This is a genomic window from Rouxiella badensis, from assembly GCF_002093665.1.
GTDB classification, from domain to species: domain Bacteria; phylum Pseudomonadota; class Gammaproteobacteria; order Enterobacterales; family Enterobacteriaceae; genus Rouxiella; species Rouxiella badensis.
In genome coordinates this window covers 15,794-31,810 of the sequence record NZ_MRWE01000012.1, presented here as the reverse complement: position 1 = coordinate 31,810, position 16,017 = coordinate 15,794, and the positions used below count along the sequence as shown (strand labels likewise).

Below are 16,017 nucleotides of genomic sequence, written 5' to 3'. Positions count from 1 at the left end.
TCAGACGGTTACGCCGTTTTTGCTTCCAGAGTTTGCGTCTCAGGGAAGGCCTGAACGTTGCGCGGCAGCTCAGCGTAATACGCTTTCCACTCGTGCAAGTCTGGGTTGGTCCACACCGCCGAATGCAGACGCGCCAGGATAACCGGGTCGCTTAGCAGCATCAGGCGATCGGCCTTACCAAGATTCTTCGGACCGCTTTGCAGGGCTTTCTCAAGCATTTGCTGACGACCATTTTCAATCGACTGGCGCAGCAGGTGACGAGAAGTCGCCATACCGGTTGCCAATGCGTTGAAGGTCGGGTTAAACACGGCATGCATAAAGCCGTTTTTCAGCATACGTTCGCGGTTCAGCTTCAGATACTCTTCCGTTGCTACCAGCTCACGCGGCGGGTCGTACTCTTCCGGGATCAGGAACAGTTTCGCCGCCTTGCTCTTCATCCCCAGCGTCGCACGGCTAGAAAGCACAGAAACGATCGGCGAGAGGATCAGTGAGAAGACGATTGGCGCCAACCACCACAGGAAACGCAGGTCAAGCCATGCCATACCGCTGGCCCAGACCACGCCAAGTGCCAGCTGTGAACCGTGACGGCGGAACGCTTCACCCCAAGGGGTATCGTCATCGTCACGCTGCGGAGAGTTCCATACCACTTCCCAACCGAGGAACGCGCTGACCACGAACACGGTGTGGAACAGCATACGTACCGGCGCAAGCAGCACGGAGAACAGCATCTCCAGCAGCATCGACACCAGCAGGCGCAGCCCACCGCCGTACTGTTTCGCGCCTTTGGCCCAAATCAGCACCACGCTAAGAAGCTTAGGCAGGAACAGCAGCACCATGGTCGTTGAGAACAGCGCAATCGCCAGCTCAGGACGCCACTGCGGCCACACTGGGAACAGCTGCCGCGGCTGTAGGAAGTACTGCGGTTCCATCAGCGTATGCACCACCTGTAGGGCCGTTGAAAGCGCCAGGAACATAAACCACAGCGGTGCCGACAGATAAGACATAACACCGGTCAGGAACACGGCACGGTGAACAGGGTGCATGCCCTTAACCAGGAACAGACGGAAGTTCATCAGGTTACCGTGACACCAGCGACGGTCGCGTTTCAACTCGTCGAGCAGGTTCGGCGGCAGCTCTTCGTAGCTTCCCGGCAGATCATAGGCAATCCACACGCCCCAGCCAGCACGACGCATCAACGCAGCTTCTACGAAGTCGTGCGACAGAATCGAACCGGCAAAAGAGCCCTCGCCCGGCAGCGGTGCCAGCGCACAGTGCTCAATGAACGGCTTGACGCGGATAATCGCGTTGTGGCCCCAGTAGTGGGACTCACCCAACTGCCAGAAGTGCAGACCGGCGGTGAACAGCGGACCATAAACGCGAGTCGCAAACTGCTGGCAGCGCGCATACAGCGTATCCATACCCGACGCTTTTGGCGCAGACTGGATGATACCGGCGTTCGGGTTGGCGTCCATCAAGCGCGCCAGACCGGTGAGGCACTCACCGCTCATCACGCTGTCGGCGTCGAGAATAACCATATAGGCATATTCCCCACCCCAACGGCGACACCAGTCATCGATGTTGCCGCTTTTACGCTTCACGCGACGACGGCGGCGGCGATAGAAAATACGACCATGACCGTCTACGTCGCGGCACACTTCCATCCAGGCCTTTTGCTCCGCCACGCAGATATCCGGATCGTAGCTGTCGCTCAATACGTAGATATCGAACTGATCCAGATCGCCGGTGGCTTTGACAGATTCGTAGGTCGCACGCAAACCGGCAAACACCCGCTCAACGTCTTCATTACAAATCGGCATGATAAGCGCGGTACGATTTTTCGGGTTCAGCGGCTCGTTGCCGGTGGTTGAGGCGGTAATACTGTATTTATCGCGCCCAATCATCAGCTGCAGGAAGCCCATTAGCGCAGTCCAGAAACCGGCCGAGACCCAACAGAACAGGATGGCAAACAGCACCAGGATCCCTGTCTGCAACACGTAAGGCAGCAGCTGCAGCACCGATTGCAGCAGATCCTGATTCAGCATGTCGGAAGGGTCGATCAGCGCCCAGCCCTGATAAGGCAGAATGGTTTTCATATACCAGGTGGCAATGGCGGTTTGCACCAGCATCAGTGCCAGCAGGATATAGCGACGAATAGAGCCAGCGGCACGCCATCTCTTCTCAGACTCGGGCATTTGAGAAGAGGTGTAGCGGCGCGCAATGGCGGTACGGCCCATCAGTGAATCCCAGAAACGGCCTACCGGGTTGGTACGCCAAATCTCAGGGAACATGCTGGAACGCTTGACCGGTGGCATGGCTTTCACCACGTCGCGACCTTCATTATCTTTGGCAGATAATGTGCCGTGCTCCTCGGCGTCAGGCCAGGCGTCAGCGACACGTGCCTTTACCGAAATCAGCGGAGCCTGTGGGTCAACCACGTCGTTTGACGTCGAAGTATCACCGCCCAGACGGTGATGCAGAGACGTGAAGGCTACGTCCTCAGCAGCCGGAAGCTGCTGAGTAAGATTCCCTTTCTGAGTCTCAGTCAGGGGCAATGCCTCTACGTACTCTTGGATAGAATGCGTTTTTTTATTCATTGGCAGGTAACTGATTGCTCCAGGTTTCGCTCAACGTTTTGTCGCCATTGACCAAAGCAGCGCGCATTTCAACGGGCTTCTTGGGATCCTTCACTTTCAGGCGCAGCGTTAAACGCCATCCTTTGGTGACTGAATTATAGCGGACAGAGTTCTCAAGCAGATCGGCGTTGTCGCCCATGCTGACCTGAGACGCAACCGGGGTATCCGGTTTAAGAGACTTAAGCGCAGGACCAACGAAATCAACAATGTAAGCGATGCTGCCGTCTTGCTCACGCACCAGATTAGACTGCTTCACGTCACCGGCTGAACGCAGGGTCTGAGAAACCCATGAGGAGTCAGGTGAGTGCAGCTTGTCTTCATCACGCGTGAAGTGCAGACGATAGCTGATATCGATTGGCGTTCCGGTTGCCGGCAGCTGATCCGGCGTCCAGAAGGCAACGATGTTGTCATTGGTTTCGTCGGCTGTCGGGATCTCGACCAGCTCAACCTTGCCTTTACCCCAGTCGCCTTTCGGCTCTACCCAGGCGCTTGGACGCAGGTCGTAGCGATCGTCGAGATCTTCGTATTGATGGAAATTACGGCCACGCTGTAGCAGACCGAAACCTTTCGGGTTTTCCATGGTGAACTGGCTAACCGACAGGTGCTTAGGATTATTCAGCGGACGCCAGATCCACTCACCGTTACCGGCGTGGATAGACAGACCGTCTGAGTCATGCAGAGCAGGACGGTAGTTCATGACCGTTGAAGGCTGGTTTGGCCCAAACAGGAACATGCTGGTCAGTGGCGCCAGTCCCAGTTTGCCCACTTTGTCACGCAGGTAAACTTTCGCCTGCACGTCTACGCTGGCTTCTTTGCCTGGATAAACGTCGAGACGGTAGGCTCCGGTGGCGCGCGGTGAATCGAGCAGCGCATAAATGATCAGATGCTTCTCGTCAGGATTAGGACGTTCAATCCAGAATTCGCGGAAACGCGGGAACTCTTCGCCTGAAGAAAGCGCAGTATCGATAGCCAAACCGCGCGCGGACAGGCCATAAACCTGACCTTTGCCGATCAGACGGAAGTAGCTCGCCCCCAGCACGCTCATAATTTCATCATCTTTATCTGCTTTATTGATCGGATAAAGAACTTTGAAACCGGCGAAACCGAGGTTTTTGACGGAGTCGGCATCGTGTTTTACGTTACCGAAATTAAAGTAGTCCGGGCTGTATTTGATCTCTTTGACACTGTTCGCGGTCACTTCATTAATTTTAACCGGTGTGTCGAAGTACATTCCCTGGTGATAAAACTCAAGCTTGAAAGGCGTGTTCAGATTATTCCAATACGCTTTGTCGTGATTGAATTGTATTTGTTGGTAGTCCGCAAATTTCATGTCGCGGAATTGAGATGGCAGATTACTTTTTGGTGCTTCGTAACCTTTATCAGCGAGCGCTTTAGCTTGCTTGGCAACATCATCAATTGAAAAAGCCCATGCGGATGAAGTGAACAAGGTCATCAACACAGCGGCACTAAGCAAACGGACTTTAGTCATATCTGGCCCTTTGGAAAAATTTTTACCCGGCACGTCCCCTCCTTTAAATGTGCTCAACTCATTAGTCCATTTTAAGGAATAGTCGGAAATCCGACAACATGAGGGTGATGTGTTCATCACATTGATGAACCGTTTAAGCACATAGCGATACAAGGATATCAATTCGGAGAAAGTCCCGCTATGGAAAGTTGTCTGAGTCTATAGTAGGGTTGCGGCCCGCTGCTCTTGTCGCTTTACAAAAAGCAGACAGTTCTTATCCGAGAGAAATCCGATGGGAATTTTGGCAGTGGAAGGTAGGAAAATTTGCTAAAATGGATCTCTATGAAACCACAAACTCAACCAAGAGAGTTCTTTTTGGACTCGATCCGAGCCTACCTCATGTTGCTCGGTATTCCATTCCATATATCGTTGATTTATTCCAGCCATATCTGGGCGGTAAATAGCGTGACGCCGTCCGATGGTCTGACAATATTCAACGATACTATCCATGCCTTCCGTATGCAGGTTTTCTTTGTCATTTCAGGCTATTTCTCGTACATGCTGTACGAACGCTACGAGCGTCAGAAGTGGCTAAAAGTCCGGCTTGAGCGTGTGGCAATCCCGCTGGCGGCGGCCTTCCCGCTGATCACCATCCCGCAGCTGTTCTTCCTGGCCAATTTTACCGACAAGTTCTCCAACTGGAGTTCGATGGACTTCTACCAGAAACTCAATATTACCGTCTGGGAACTTGTCTCGCATTTATGGTTCCTGTTAACGCTGGTTATATTAACCAGTATTTCTTTCTATTTATTCCGTGCATTAAAAGAAAATAAGAAAAGTCGGATTTTAAATATTATTCGCGATGCAGATTCGCTCGGAAAAATCTCAATATTATTTTTATTTTTCGGATTAATTTACGCTGCATTTAACCGCACCCTGTATCTTTTTGCTCCACAGCTGTTGGGTAATGGTGCATTTAATTTTATTGTCATGCAGACTTTGTTTTATCTGCCGTTCTTCTTTATTGGTGCCTGTACCTATAAATTCGCCAATCTGAAGAGCATGTTCCTGAAGCCATCGGTGCCGGGTTGTATCATTTGTATCCTGTTGTTTGCGGCCTACATGATAAACCAGCACGTCAATACGCCTGAGCTGTACTCGATGGAGCTGGACGCGATCATCACCAGCCTGCTGGGTATCCTGATGGTGAACGTGGTGTTCTCGTTCAGCCACTATGTGCTGAACTTCCAGTCGCCGTTTGTGACCTATCTGGTGAATGCGTCGCTGTTTGTTTACCTGATTCACCACCCGTTGACCTTGATTTACGGCGCCTTTATTACGCCACTGATCAAAAGCGACTGGGTCGGTTTCTGGCTGGGTCTGGTGTTTGTTTTCGGTATTGCCTTCTTCCTTTATGAGGTGCATAAACGCATCCCTCTGCTGCGCTTCCTGTTCTCAGGTAAATGGCAGTTTATGAAGAAAGAAGAAAATGAGGCTCCGGCAGCGAACAGCCGCCAGCAGCAGAACTAGGTAGGATAAGTCGTAGGCCTCTGCGTGACGTGACCGGTTGAGCCGTCACGCAGAGGAAATTAGGGCGATAAATGTATTAATGGCTTTCAGTATCAATCGTCGGTACGACCGACATCCCCACCCTCAAACGTGATAAATCCTTCTGATTTTTCTCCAGTAAAATCTTCACCGCCAGTCGCTGCGTCACCTTGGTGTAGTTACCGGTGGCGTTATCTGGCGTGATCGGCGAGAAGGTCACGCCAGTCGCTGGCGCAATGCTGTCCACCCTGCCCCTCAGCGTCACGCCAGGTAAAGCATCAACCTTGATACTGACCGCCTGATGCGGCTGCACATGTGCCAGCTGCGTTTCGAGATAGTTTGCCACAACGTAAGCTTTATCGACCGGCACCAGCGCCAGTACACGCGTTCCCGCGCTAACGTAAGCTCCGACACGCAGTGAACGCACACCCACTTGACCATCAATCGGCGCTTTGATTTCGGTATAAGACAGGTTCAACTTCGCCTGCTGAAGCGCGGTGGTTGCAGAGTCGATGGCGGCGCTGGCTTCGGCCTGCTCGGCTTTCAACACCTCGAGCTGCTTCTCTGCGGCCTGCACGGCGGCAACATCACTCTGCTGCGATGCCAGCTTTTGACGATAATTCGCATCGGAATCATCACGTTGGTCCAGCGAGGTTGAGCCGTTAAGCGACAGACGCTTGTAGCGTTCGGCGCTTTGACGGGCATAAACCAGTCCTGCCGCATCGGCAGCTACCACGGCGCGCGCCTGGTCGATAGTTGGTCGCTGTTTGGCAGTCTGCGCCACCAGACTCTGCATTTGTGCCTGTGCGGTTTCGAGTGAGGCCTGGGCGGTTTGTACCGCATTTACGTAGTCGCGGTCATCGATTTTAGCCAGCAGCTGCCCGGCCTTGACCTGCTGGTTATCTTCGACCAGAACATCCTGAATGGTGCCGGAAATACGCGGCGCGACTAGCGTAGAGTCGGCAGAAATCACCGCGTCATCGGTCGTTGGCGAGGTTTCGCCCGCAAGCAGATGCCAGCCCACAATGAAAAGCAGGAGGATAATGACGGCAACGGCCAGCCAGATGGGACGAAATGAGGATGTCTTGGACATAATACTGTTCTCTCGATTGTTCTTATTAATAGTCTGTGTCAGGAAACCGGCGTGGCTCAATCGGCTTTTTTCACCAGCGACTGCGGCGGGTAGGCGCGTTTGGGCAGTAGAACCGTCAGCAAAGCCAGTGCGATCGCGACGCCGATAATCATCAAATAGCTGTCGGACAGCCCTAACACCGTGGCCTGTCTTTTAACCAGCGATGAAAAGGCGCTGAGTGCTTCTGTCGATACCGCTGAACCCTCGGGATTCAGCGGGGCGAGATAGGTGCCATCGCCGTCGTAAGGCTGAGAAAGTAGCGCACTGACGCTGCCCGCGTGATTGAGCAATACGTTGGAGTGGAACTGTTCACGCTGGCTGGAAAATTCCCCGACCACTGCCGTGCCGAGAACGCTACCCAGCCCGCGAACGGTATTAAACATCGCCGATGCAAAAGGCCCTTCAGGCGGCTGCACCACGCCGGTCGCGCCCATCAGTACCGGCAAGATGGCCATCGGCTGGCCGAAAGCCTGCATGATTTGCAGCCAATAGAAATTCTCTCTGGCCCAGCTTTCGGTGAGATGACTGCCGCCGTAGCAGGAGACGCCGATAAGACCGAGACCGCCGAGTAAGATATAGCGGCTGTCTATCCAGCGGAAATTCAGCACCGTTGCTACGAGCGGCGCTAACAGTAGCTGCGGCAGGCCAATGGTCAACGACAGCGGGCCAACCTGAACGGCGCGAAATCCCTGCACGCTTTCCATATAGCTTGAGGGTAACGCCGAACCGGAAAGCACCAACGTCATCAGCCCGCCGAGGGTCAACAAACCGTGGCTGAGGTTGTGCCTCTTTAGCATCTGCAGTTTAAACAGCGGCAGCGGATGCGACCATTCATTGACGAAAAATACGCTAAGCAGGCCGACCGAAGACAGCAGCATCACCACAATCAGCGGCGAACTCAGCCAGTCGAGCCGCTCGCCCTGCTGTAAGACCAGTACCAGCAGCGCGATACCGCTGCTGCCCGTGAGCATGCCGACCACGTCCATCTGTTTGAAGCGTTCGAAGCGGGAGGGATCCTGCGGAATACCGTAGCTCACCATGCTCGCAGCAAGAAGACACGGCGGGATCACCTGCCAGAACACCCACTGCCAACCGACCACGTCGGTCCAATATGCCGCCAGCGTTGTCGCGATATTCGGCCCAAAGGTTGCGGTCAAGGCATAGGCGCTGAGGCCATATAATTTGATGCCCGGAGGCAGAAAACGCAGTGCGGCGGTCATCAGCAGCGGCGGAAGCGCGCCGCCAAAGATGCCCTGCACGATGCGTAAGGCAATAAACACCGAGATATTCGGCGAGTACGGCAGTACGGCGGCCACCAGCGAAAAACCGCTCGCGACGCCGATGGCAAAACGGCGCAGCGAGAAGGTCATCGCGAACCAGGGTGCCAGCATCATGGCGGCGACTTCGGCGGCCTGATAGGCACCGATCGCCCAGGATCCGGGATCGCTGCTGATATTAAGCGCACCGCGCACGTCGGCCAGCGCAATGTCTGACACGCGATCGTTGAGGCCTGAAAAAAGTGAGGCGATGAGAATACCGATCAACCCAATCACCAGCCTAAGCGTAAAAGGCTGCGGGGGAGGCGGAGCAGGTATGGCAGGGCTGACCTGGGTCGTTTGCTGAATCATAAATGTGCTCTTATTATAATGATGCAATGCACCGCTATACGGTACACCGAGCCGATACTATAATACGGTGCAGTGTATTGCAATGTGGTGGGTGATTGTTTTTCGCACCGCCTGACATTACATTGGGCGGGTGTTAATAAGATAAGGAAGGAAATAATCATGGATAAATCAATGCTATGAATACTGAATACTCGGTCGAGGAAGAGCGCAGCGGCGGAATACAGGTCATCTCGCGCGCGGCGGCCATTCTTAACGCATTGGGAAGTCACCCCGCAGGACTCAGCCTCGGGGCTATCGCCAATGAGGTCCAGCTGCCACGCTCGACGGTACAGCGCATTGTTGCCGCTTTGGGTGAAGAAGGGATCGTGCGCACCGAGGGTGCAGGTGGCGTAAGATTAGGCCCGATGCTGCTGCGTCTGGTTTCCACTATCCATACCGACGTGGTCGCGATCGCCTCGCCCTACCTGCAGCAGCTTTGCAATGAAACCGAGGAAACCGTCGCTCTGGGTCGCGCCAGCGGCAGACAAATTGCCAACATTCACTACATCGTCGCCGAACGCGAGCTGCGCGTGGTGCCAAAATTTGGCTTAAACTTGCCGATTTATAGCACCTCGGCCGGCCGCGCCCTGCTCTCGCTAAAGAGCGACCTGGAAATTCGCCAGCTGGTCGGTGAGACGCTGGAACCGGCGACGGAAAATACCGTCAAGGATATCGATGCGCTGATGCAGAAAGTGGCCCAGGTGCGCGCCACCGGCATCTCGATGGAAAGTGGCGAAACGGTGCTCGGGATCTCCACCTTAGCCATCGCCATCGACACCATTCTTGGACATTATTCTATCTCGGTACTGATGCCGACAGAGAGGCATGCCGCTAAGCTCGAGAGCGTACAGCAGGCCGTGCTGCGCTGCAAAGAGGCTCTGATTGGAGAGATTGGCAAACTGGGCATCGGCAAATAGCCGGCGCATTTCTTCATCTCGCACAAAAGGAAGACTGTATGTTTGATGTCATTCTCGTTGCCGTCGACGGTTCTACACAAACGCCACAGGTGATTAAATTAGCGAGTCAAATCGCACGTTACGGTAAACCGGACGTGTATGTCACCTGCTGTATCGACGAGTCTTACGCCTTGGCTAATCAACATGAACAGCCGGGGGACATTCTCGAATATCCTGCTGCGGCGGCCGAGCAGGATAGCGCGACGGCAGTGGTTGAAAATGCGCTGCGCCAGTTGGCGGAAGCCGGTATTACGGCGCGCGGTAATCTGGTCGTTGGCTCGGCGGGAGAAACGCTGGTCTCTGAGGCAAAAAGCAAAAAGGCGTCGGTTATCGTGATGGGCCATCGCCAGCTTACGGCGTTCGGCAGGATCTTAAAGGGATCGGTCAGCGCAGAAGTGGTTGCCAATGCGCACTGCCCAGTTTTAGTCGAGGTTCGCGGAAATTAAGTGAAAGGATGCAGAAACTAAAAAGTACAGAATTGACGTTGGGGATGCTTTCGCATAGCCAGCGCCAACCCTGTACTCAAAATCTTTTACTCGTTAATCAATCGGACTTTACTTCGTTACCACGCTTGGGTCGCTACTGACCGATTACCAACGACCAGGGGGTGGACCATCATGCCAGTGACCCGGCGGTGGACCTTCATGCCAGCGGCCTGGAGGTGGACCCTCGTGCCAGCGTGGCGGACCTTCACGCCAGTAATAGCGCGGTGGCGGTGGCGGCGCCTCATAATAAACCCAATGGCCACGGTCATAGCGGTGATGATCCCACCAGCCCGGCGGACGCCAACCGCCCCCGTCCCAGTAGTAACCGCGTGGATCGCGGTCACCGATGTTAAGCGATAAACCAGGGGTGTTAATCCCAATCGAAACATTTGCATGTGCTACGGCGGGTATGCCTGAAAGGGCTGACAACGCCGCGAGCACTAATAATATTTTTTTCATGTCTAACTCCAGGATCTGTCCGATCTGATGCTGCTAAGTTAACCCTGGCTATCTTGCTGTTCTATAGGAATTTATCCCATTTACTCACGCCTCACGATTTCCTCACAGTTGCGTCAAATCGCTTACAATTGTTGCGGATTCGTAAGGCCATGGCGGAAAACATAAATTTTTCTGCCAGGCGAAAAAGGCGTCGATTTGCTGTTCGAATCATGGTTGAAAGCTGCGCATAAAAAAATGCTTGCGATGTGGCAGTTCTGCGTTTCAGAAACAAAAAAACCGCCGAAGCGGTTCCTTTTAACAATATTCAGTCGGTGCAAACGGGTGCTGACTTAGATTTTGCAGCCTTCGCAGTCTGCTTCATCTTCCAGAATTTCCGGTAAGGCAGACGCTTTTTCAGCCGCTTTCTCTTCGGCAGTTTCCAACGCAGCATCTATATCGAAATCAAAAATATCGTCACTCATGTTTTTCACCTTGTCGTCGCGCACTGCGTGTTTTGATAATTTCACTGCCTCGCCCTACGATAAAGCAGGCAGTCAGCGTTGAAAGAGTATAAACGACAGCGGACCGCAGATACCATTAATCTGTGCTGTGCCCCGCCCGTCTGTGCAAGCTTCCAGCATTTGAATTTGCGTCTCCCCACTCTAGCGCTCATAGTTAAGGGGTGCCAAAACTAAGGAGAAACACATGACAAGTTCAAACATCAAAGCTTGGGCCAACGTGCGTGAAACCTCTCACGAGATTGCTGAAGCTATTTTCGAACTGGCAGATAACGATGAAGTTCTGGCCCAGAAAATCTGGGAAGAAGGCAACGATGAAGTGCTACCGGTGGCTTTCGCCAAAACCAAAGAGGATTACTTGTTCTGGGGCGAAGAAAAGATAGATCGTAAAAACGTCTAATCAGGACGTGTGCCCTGGAGCGATTCCAGGGCTCAGCTGTCGAAACCAAATCCCATCTGATGCGCCCACTCGAAAACCTGCTCTTTGTAAACAAAGCGCGGCTCGCACACGCCCGGCTGACCCGGCGTCTGGATCATTACGGCAATACAGGGATAGGCGACAGGACGCGCATCAAAGATAAAATCCTCAATCTCCTGGTCAGCAAATTCCGAGGACTCACCCACTGCGGTGACCTGGAAGATTTCATGCATGATCCAGTTTCGGTATTCAAATTCATTATTCAGAAATTTCATTTCTCGCTCCTGAAACAACGTATTCACGTTAGCGCTTAAACGTGCAGACTCTCATCGCCACCACAGCATGAACACACTTCAACGCGGGAGACGTCCATGCTGGCCTCACCGTCACAGTCCCACTCCACGCGCAGCGGCTGACCGTTATCATCAGTGGCATGAATAAATCGGTCATACCAGACGGCTTGGCCCTGCATATTTTCTACCAGAATGAGCTTATCACCGGCATAAATTCGTGCCGTTGCCTGAGCATCCTGCTTTTCGCCCGCAACATATTTATGTAAGTGATGAATTGAGAGTTTGATACGTTCCACGGCGGCTCCTGTACTGAGGCAGCAAAGTCAATTTATCATTTCTTTGCGCATGATATAACCATCAGTTTATCAGAGCCGCCAGTGAAGAGTCATAGCGGGAACAAATGTTGTTGCACTTTTACAAAGCGATTTGTGCGGTATGCGTGAAATCTGGCGATGTTTGATATCGGCGTGCCAGGTCATACACATCATAAAAATCAATTGCGCCTTTGTGCTGCACGATGGATTGAACGTGTGATTTAAAACGACCATCGACTGCACTGCTGTTGAGCAGCGTGTTAACCGCATCGGAAGAGATTTCGCGGCTAAAGAACCATTCGCCGTTGTAACAGACGCGCAAATCCAATACCCCAATGTCTTCGTAGCGATAGGTGGGCTTGATTTCCAGCAGCAGCATAGCCGCCATAAAGATTAAAAACGCGGTAAAACCGGCAAACCAGCCGAGTCCCATATAGGGCGACGCGTACATCACAATACCAACGGCAATGTATCCGACAAACATCGCCAGACACAGCCATGGGTGATTGATGAAGAACTCACTGTTGATTCTCGGCTTGCCATCTCGACCTTCGGCACGGTTAATGCGTTCGATCTCACTATTCAGAATACTTTTAACGACATCCATTGATAACCTCACTACAGTCAGGACTATACTGCAATTTGATAGCAAGATTTTAACATGGCAACTGTTATAGCAAGTAGAGCAGTTCATCGAAAATTTCTCGCCATCTGTTATACATCCGACACTTCCTGACCAACGGAAAGCGTTCGGAATCAAGGAGAATACGCAGTTATCACTTAACTCACTGAAGATGAGGAATGCACCGTGGCATTTATGATTCTGGAAAAACCTGCAAAATTCGTTGCCAGTTACCGCGTTACCGGCCCCTATGAAACCAGCATCAAAAAGGGATTCGACGCGTTGACCCCGTGGGCAAAACAGCATGAGCTCATGGAAGGAGAATGGTTGACGGTATTTTGGGACAATCCGAACATCACCGCGCCCGAGGCCTGTCGCGCCGATCCTTCGGTCAGCGTCAAAGAAGGTTTTCAGCTCGATAACGAGAGTCAGGGCATTGCGCTTCAAACCCTACCCGCAGGGACTTACGCGGCGTTTCATACCACCATTGATGACGACAACTTTGCTCAGGCGTGGACCGACTTTTTCAACGTTCATATCGCCAACAGCGGCTATCGTCCCGACGGTAAAGCCTGCTACGAGCAATACCTCAACGACGGTACAAAGACGGGCATGTTTGAAGTGGTGCTCTATCAGTCAGTCGAGAAGATTGCCGTAATACGCTAAGCGGCAGAGGGGTGAGTAATTCGGGCGTCTCGTATTGCAGCCGCCCAAAGAGTTTCTATAAGCTGGGTTAAATTGCTAATAGTAAAGTTGGATATCTGACTCGCGGCAATAATCGATATAGGACTGCTGCGGCGCGCTGTCGGTTACCAGCGTGTTGAATTTGCTCAACGGCGCGATAGCCGCAGGACGCACCTGACCGAACTTACTGCTGTCGACCACCAGTATTTTTTCACGCGAGCGCTGCATCGCCTGATGCTTTACCAAGAGCTCATCGAAATTAAAACAGCTGACGCCATATTCGATGCTGATACCCGCCGCAGAAATAAAGGCCTTGTCCGGTAAGGTGTTATCCAGTTCGCTGCTGCTCTTACCGAAGGGAATGAAGATGCTGTTGCTGGGCCGATACATGCCGCCACACATCATGACCTCACAGTTAGGCTTATCCTGCAGTGCTAAAAACGTGTTAAACGAATAGCAAATTGCGCTAAACACCCGTTCATCAGGGATCTGCTCAATGATATATGGCGTGGTTGTCCCGCAGTCGAAAAACACCACGTCATCATCATTGATAAGCATTGCCGCCTGTTTCCCCAACCGCTGTTTCTCTGCCACCTGCCGCATTTTTTGTTCGCTGACGAAGTAGTGTGTCGCCGGACTGTTTTTAGGATCGATAACAATGTATCCCCCGAGCAATATGAGTGGCGACACGCTGTCACCCAAGTCTCGCCGCACGGTCATCTCCGAGACATCAAGCAGGAGGGCGGCATCTTTAAGGTGGATTTTGTCAGTTTTTTTTAACGCCACCAGCAACCTTTGTAGCCGGTCTTCTCGCTTATTTTCCATTATCAACTCTCGGGGAGACAAAAAATCAGAACCTGAAATCAGTGATACCGTTCCGTGTTAAACCAATAATATCATTGAATTTGCAGGAGGGTCAGCCTGCCTCCAAATACCACGCCAGTATCAATATAATACTGATTGGCAAATTGCTGTAGATTCTCCACCGGCGTATGGCCAAAGAAAAAGCTTTCCGCACCGGTAATTGGCTTCACGTGACCGGCGTTAGAATCGGCAATTCGCTGGCGACTCCACACGACCTCGTTGGCATCTACCGGCTGACCATACTCATAGCGATTTAACGGATAATCAGCGTGGGCAATCACCATCAGGACATTGTTGCTTTGAATTTCAATGATATGGGGCAATGTGTCGGCCAGCGCAATCAGTTCACGAGCGATCGACTCTTTGGCTGAATCGAGCTTGTAAAACCAGTCGCCGCCGTTCTTCAACCAGCGTGGCACGTTGAGCCCCTTAAGGGCATCTATCGCCATTTGTTCATGATTGCCACGCACAGAGGCAAACCAGGGTTGTTCAATCAATGACAGGCAGCTAATGCTATGCTCGCCGCGATCGATTAAGTCACCAACGGAAACCAGTAAGTCCTCATGTTTCTGGAAATGCTGGGCCGACAGGGCGCGATTCAATTGTTGCAGGCAGCCATGGACGTCACCCACCACAAATATACGCCGATATTTTGACCCATCAATTTGCTTGTATTGCGCAAAATCAGACATTTTTGCCCCATTTTTACGGCAGCCTCGACCCCATTTTGCTCAGTCTTTTACTGCACTCATTTTATAACGTTAAAAGTAAACGATCTTTTACGAAGAATTTTGACAAACATTCCTTAGCACGTTATCAATATTACTATGAAAAATGAAAACCGACCTGTGGCACGAATTATTATCACCTTGATTATCGGGGTGGGATAACGGCTGCACATTTGTCGCATTCAATCCACCCGACGGGTGGGGAGAAAACTCACCGGCGGGACAATCAACCACGGTAGAGGAAGGCAAAATCATGGAAAAAGTCATCAACCCGGCACGGCTTTATTTATTGTGCGGAAAGATAGGGTCAGGGAAATCTACGCTGGCGCACCAACTGGCAGAACGCCATAATGCGCTGCTGATTTCTGAAGATGACTGGCTATCGACGCTGTTCGCAGGGCGGCAAAATACCCTCGAACAGTACATCGAAAACTCCGCTCGTCTGCGTCAAGTCCTGCAATCGCACATTGAAAACTTACTCGGCAAAGGCGTGAACGTGGTGCTCGATTTCCCGCTTAATACCCCAACATTGCGCGCCTGGGGGAAAAGTATTGCCGAAAATGCCGACAGAGAACACCAACTCCACTTTCCCAATGTTCCAGATGATGTTTGCCTCCAGCGCCTAAAACTGCGCAATGAATCAGGCTCACACGCCTTTCAAACCACTGAACAACAATACTTTCTTATCTCGAGTTACTTCGTACCGCCTCATGAACAGGAAGGCTTAAAGGTGATCGAGTACGTATAAAATTGGGCTTAAATCAAAATTGGTAGCCTTTTACTCAATTAGCGCTAAGGGCTTGACCGCTTTTTGCGCTATACTGCTCGCTGGCCCAAATAAAACCGGAGGTTTTATGAGTTCCACCGCTGTTCACACTCCTGACGAGTGTCCATTATGCCAAAGTACAATCAAGACCAAGACTTCACTTAATCTGACCGAAAAAGTGCTCAACGTCACCTGCACCAGCTGTGGTCGTTACAGTATTTTCCGTAAGACAGTGCAAGAGATTTCCATTGACCGAAGCAAGCGCGTTGCCCTGCAGGCCTTCTTCTCAAGTCAGCCAAATTATCATTTGCCCCTTTCTCTCAAGGCTATTGATAATCCGGAACCAGCGGGTGATTTCTAACCCTATAACTGCCCTTCGGGGCTGTTTTATCCTCCTTTGTCACACTCTTCCACATTTTCATTTCCCCCATTGCCTTGACAAAATTGCGATCTGACTCACATATTTTAACGGTGAGTTCGCGA

At 52.0% G+C, this 16,017-nt stretch carries 18 protein-coding genes; 7 read left to right on the top strand and 11 right to left on the bottom strand.

The window, feature by feature from the left end; translation table 11 throughout:
* Positions 1 to 8 precede the first annotated feature (8 nt).
* Positions 9 to 2,594, bottom strand: coding sequence for a glucans biosynthesis glucosyltransferase MdoH (gene mdoH / locus BS640_RS08945; RefSeq protein ID WP_017493150.1), 2,586 nt, complete (start codon positions 2,592 to 2,594; stop codon positions 9 to 11).
* On the bottom strand, positions 2,587 to 4,122 hold the full coding sequence (locus tag BS640_RS08940) for a glucan biosynthesis protein G (RefSeq protein ID WP_026110708.1): 1,536 nt from the start codon (positions 4,120 to 4,122) through the stop codon (positions 2,587 to 2,589). The genes mdoH and BS640_RS08940 overlap by 8 nt, the downstream gene beginning before the upstream one ends.
* 321 nt (positions 4,123 to 4,443) lie before the next feature.
* Between BS640_RS08940 and mdoC the strand changes: the two genes are divergently transcribed.
* A complete protein-coding gene (gene mdoC, locus BS640_RS08935) occupies positions 4,444 to 5,631 on the top strand; it encodes a glucans biosynthesis protein MdoC (RefSeq protein WP_026110707.1) in 1,188 nt (395 codons plus the stop codon).
* Positions 5,632 to 5,707: 76 nt separating this feature from the next.
* Here the strand turns inward: mdoC and BS640_RS08930 are convergent, their stop codons facing one another.
* Together BS640_RS08930 and BS640_RS08925 are read right to left on the bottom strand one after the other, a co-directional pair.
* A complete protein-coding gene (locus BS640_RS08930; protein WP_084912416.1) occupies positions 5,708 to 6,742 on the bottom strand; it encodes an HlyD family secretion protein in 1,035 nt (344 codons plus the stop codon).
* Positions 6,743 to 6,798: 56 nt separating this feature from the next.
* Complete coding sequence (locus tag BS640_RS08925) at positions 6,799 to 8,409, bottom strand: MFS transporter (protein ID WP_139802799.1); 1,611 nt, start codon at positions 8,407 to 8,409, stop codon at positions 6,799 to 6,801.
* A 176-nt stretch (positions 8,410 to 8,585) separates the two neighbouring features.
* Here BS640_RS08925 and BS640_RS08920 point away from each other — a divergent pair, with 176 nt between their 5' ends.
* Entirely contained in the window at positions 8,586 to 9,365 is a 780-nt protein-coding gene (locus BS640_RS08920; RefSeq protein ID WP_084912415.1) for an IclR family transcriptional regulator, read from the top strand.
* Between the two features lie 38 nt (positions 9,366 to 9,403).
* Positions 9,404 to 9,850, top strand: coding sequence for a universal stress protein (locus BS640_RS08915; protein ID WP_017493144.1), 447 nt, complete (start codon positions 9,404 to 9,406; stop codon positions 9,848 to 9,850).
* Between the two features lie 144 nt (positions 9,851 to 9,994).
* On the opposite strand, the gene BS640_RS08910 is transcribed toward BS640_RS08915, so the two are convergent.
* Both BS640_RS08910 and BS640_RS22055 read right to left on the bottom strand, forming a co-directional pair.
* Positions 9,995 to 10,348: a DUF2502 domain-containing protein gene (locus BS640_RS08910; protein ID WP_017493143.1), complete on the bottom strand. Its 354-nt coding sequence runs from the start codon at positions 10,346 to 10,348 to the stop codon at positions 9,995 to 9,997.
* A gap of 329 nt (positions 10,349 to 10,677) precedes the next feature.
* A complete protein-coding gene (locus BS640_RS22055) occupies positions 10,678 to 10,854 on the bottom strand; it encodes a hypothetical protein (RefSeq protein WP_158086751.1) in 177 nt (58 codons plus the stop codon).
* A gap of 178 nt (positions 10,855 to 11,032) precedes the next feature.
* Here BS640_RS22055 and BS640_RS08905 point away from each other — a divergent pair, with 178 nt between their 5' ends.
* A complete protein-coding gene (locus BS640_RS08905) occupies positions 11,033 to 11,245 on the top strand; it encodes a YccJ family protein (RefSeq protein WP_009637785.1) in 213 nt (70 codons plus the stop codon).
* Between the two features lie 32 nt (positions 11,246 to 11,277).
* Here BS640_RS08905 and BS640_RS08900 read toward each other — a convergent pair whose 3' ends face one another.
* From BS640_RS08900 to BS640_RS08890, 3 genes are all read right to left on the bottom strand, one after another.
* Positions 11,278 to 11,538, bottom strand: a complete 261-nt coding sequence (locus BS640_RS08900; RefSeq protein ID WP_017493141.1) for a hypothetical protein — start codon at positions 11,536 to 11,538, stop codon at positions 11,278 to 11,280.
* Positions 11,539 to 11,573: 35 nt separating this feature from the next.
* Positions 11,574 to 11,852: a hypothetical protein gene (locus BS640_RS08895; protein WP_017493140.1), complete on the bottom strand. Its 279-nt coding sequence runs from the start codon at positions 11,850 to 11,852 to the stop codon at positions 11,574 to 11,576.
* 118 nt (positions 11,853 to 11,970) lie between these two features.
* Positions 11,971 to 12,477: a YlaC family protein gene (locus tag BS640_RS08890; RefSeq protein ID WP_017493139.1), complete on the bottom strand. Its 507-nt coding sequence runs from the start codon at positions 12,475 to 12,477 to the stop codon at positions 11,971 to 11,973.
* A 210-nt stretch (positions 12,478 to 12,687) separates the two neighbouring features.
* On the opposite strand from BS640_RS08890, the gene BS640_RS08885 reads away from it, so the two are divergent.
* A complete protein-coding gene (locus BS640_RS08885) occupies positions 12,688 to 13,158 on the top strand; it encodes a GyrI-like domain-containing protein (RefSeq protein ID WP_225741564.1) in 471 nt (156 codons plus the stop codon).
* A gap of 75 nt (positions 13,159 to 13,233) precedes the next feature.
* Here BS640_RS08885 and deoR read toward each other — a convergent pair whose 3' ends face one another.
* Together deoR and BS640_RS08875 are read right to left on the bottom strand one after the other, a co-directional pair.
* A complete protein-coding gene (gene deoR, locus BS640_RS08880; RefSeq protein ID WP_084912413.1) occupies positions 13,234 to 14,001 on the bottom strand; it encodes a DNA-binding transcriptional repressor DeoR in 768 nt (255 codons plus the stop codon).
* Positions 14,002 to 14,072: 71 nt separating this feature from the next.
* Positions 14,073 to 14,732: a metallophosphoesterase gene (locus tag BS640_RS08875; RefSeq protein WP_084912412.1), complete on the bottom strand. Its 660-nt coding sequence runs from the start codon at positions 14,730 to 14,732 to the stop codon at positions 14,073 to 14,075.
* Positions 14,733 to 15,021: 289 nt separating this feature from the next.
* Here BS640_RS08875 and BS640_RS08870 point away from each other — a divergent pair, with 289 nt between their 5' ends.
* Together BS640_RS08870 and BS640_RS08865 are read left to right on the top strand one after the other, a co-directional pair.
* Positions 15,022 to 15,516, top strand: coding sequence for a P-loop nucleotide/nucleoside kinase family protein (locus tag BS640_RS08870; RefSeq protein ID WP_084912411.1), 495 nt, complete (start codon positions 15,022 to 15,024; stop codon positions 15,514 to 15,516).
* A 106-nt stretch (positions 15,517 to 15,622) separates the two neighbouring features.
* Positions 15,623 to 15,895 (top strand): hypothetical protein, encoded by a 273-nt coding sequence (locus BS640_RS08865; RefSeq protein ID WP_017494437.1) that lies wholly within the window; start codon positions 15,623 to 15,625, stop codon positions 15,893 to 15,895.
* The last annotated feature ends 122 nt before the right edge of the window (positions 15,896 to 16,017 follow it).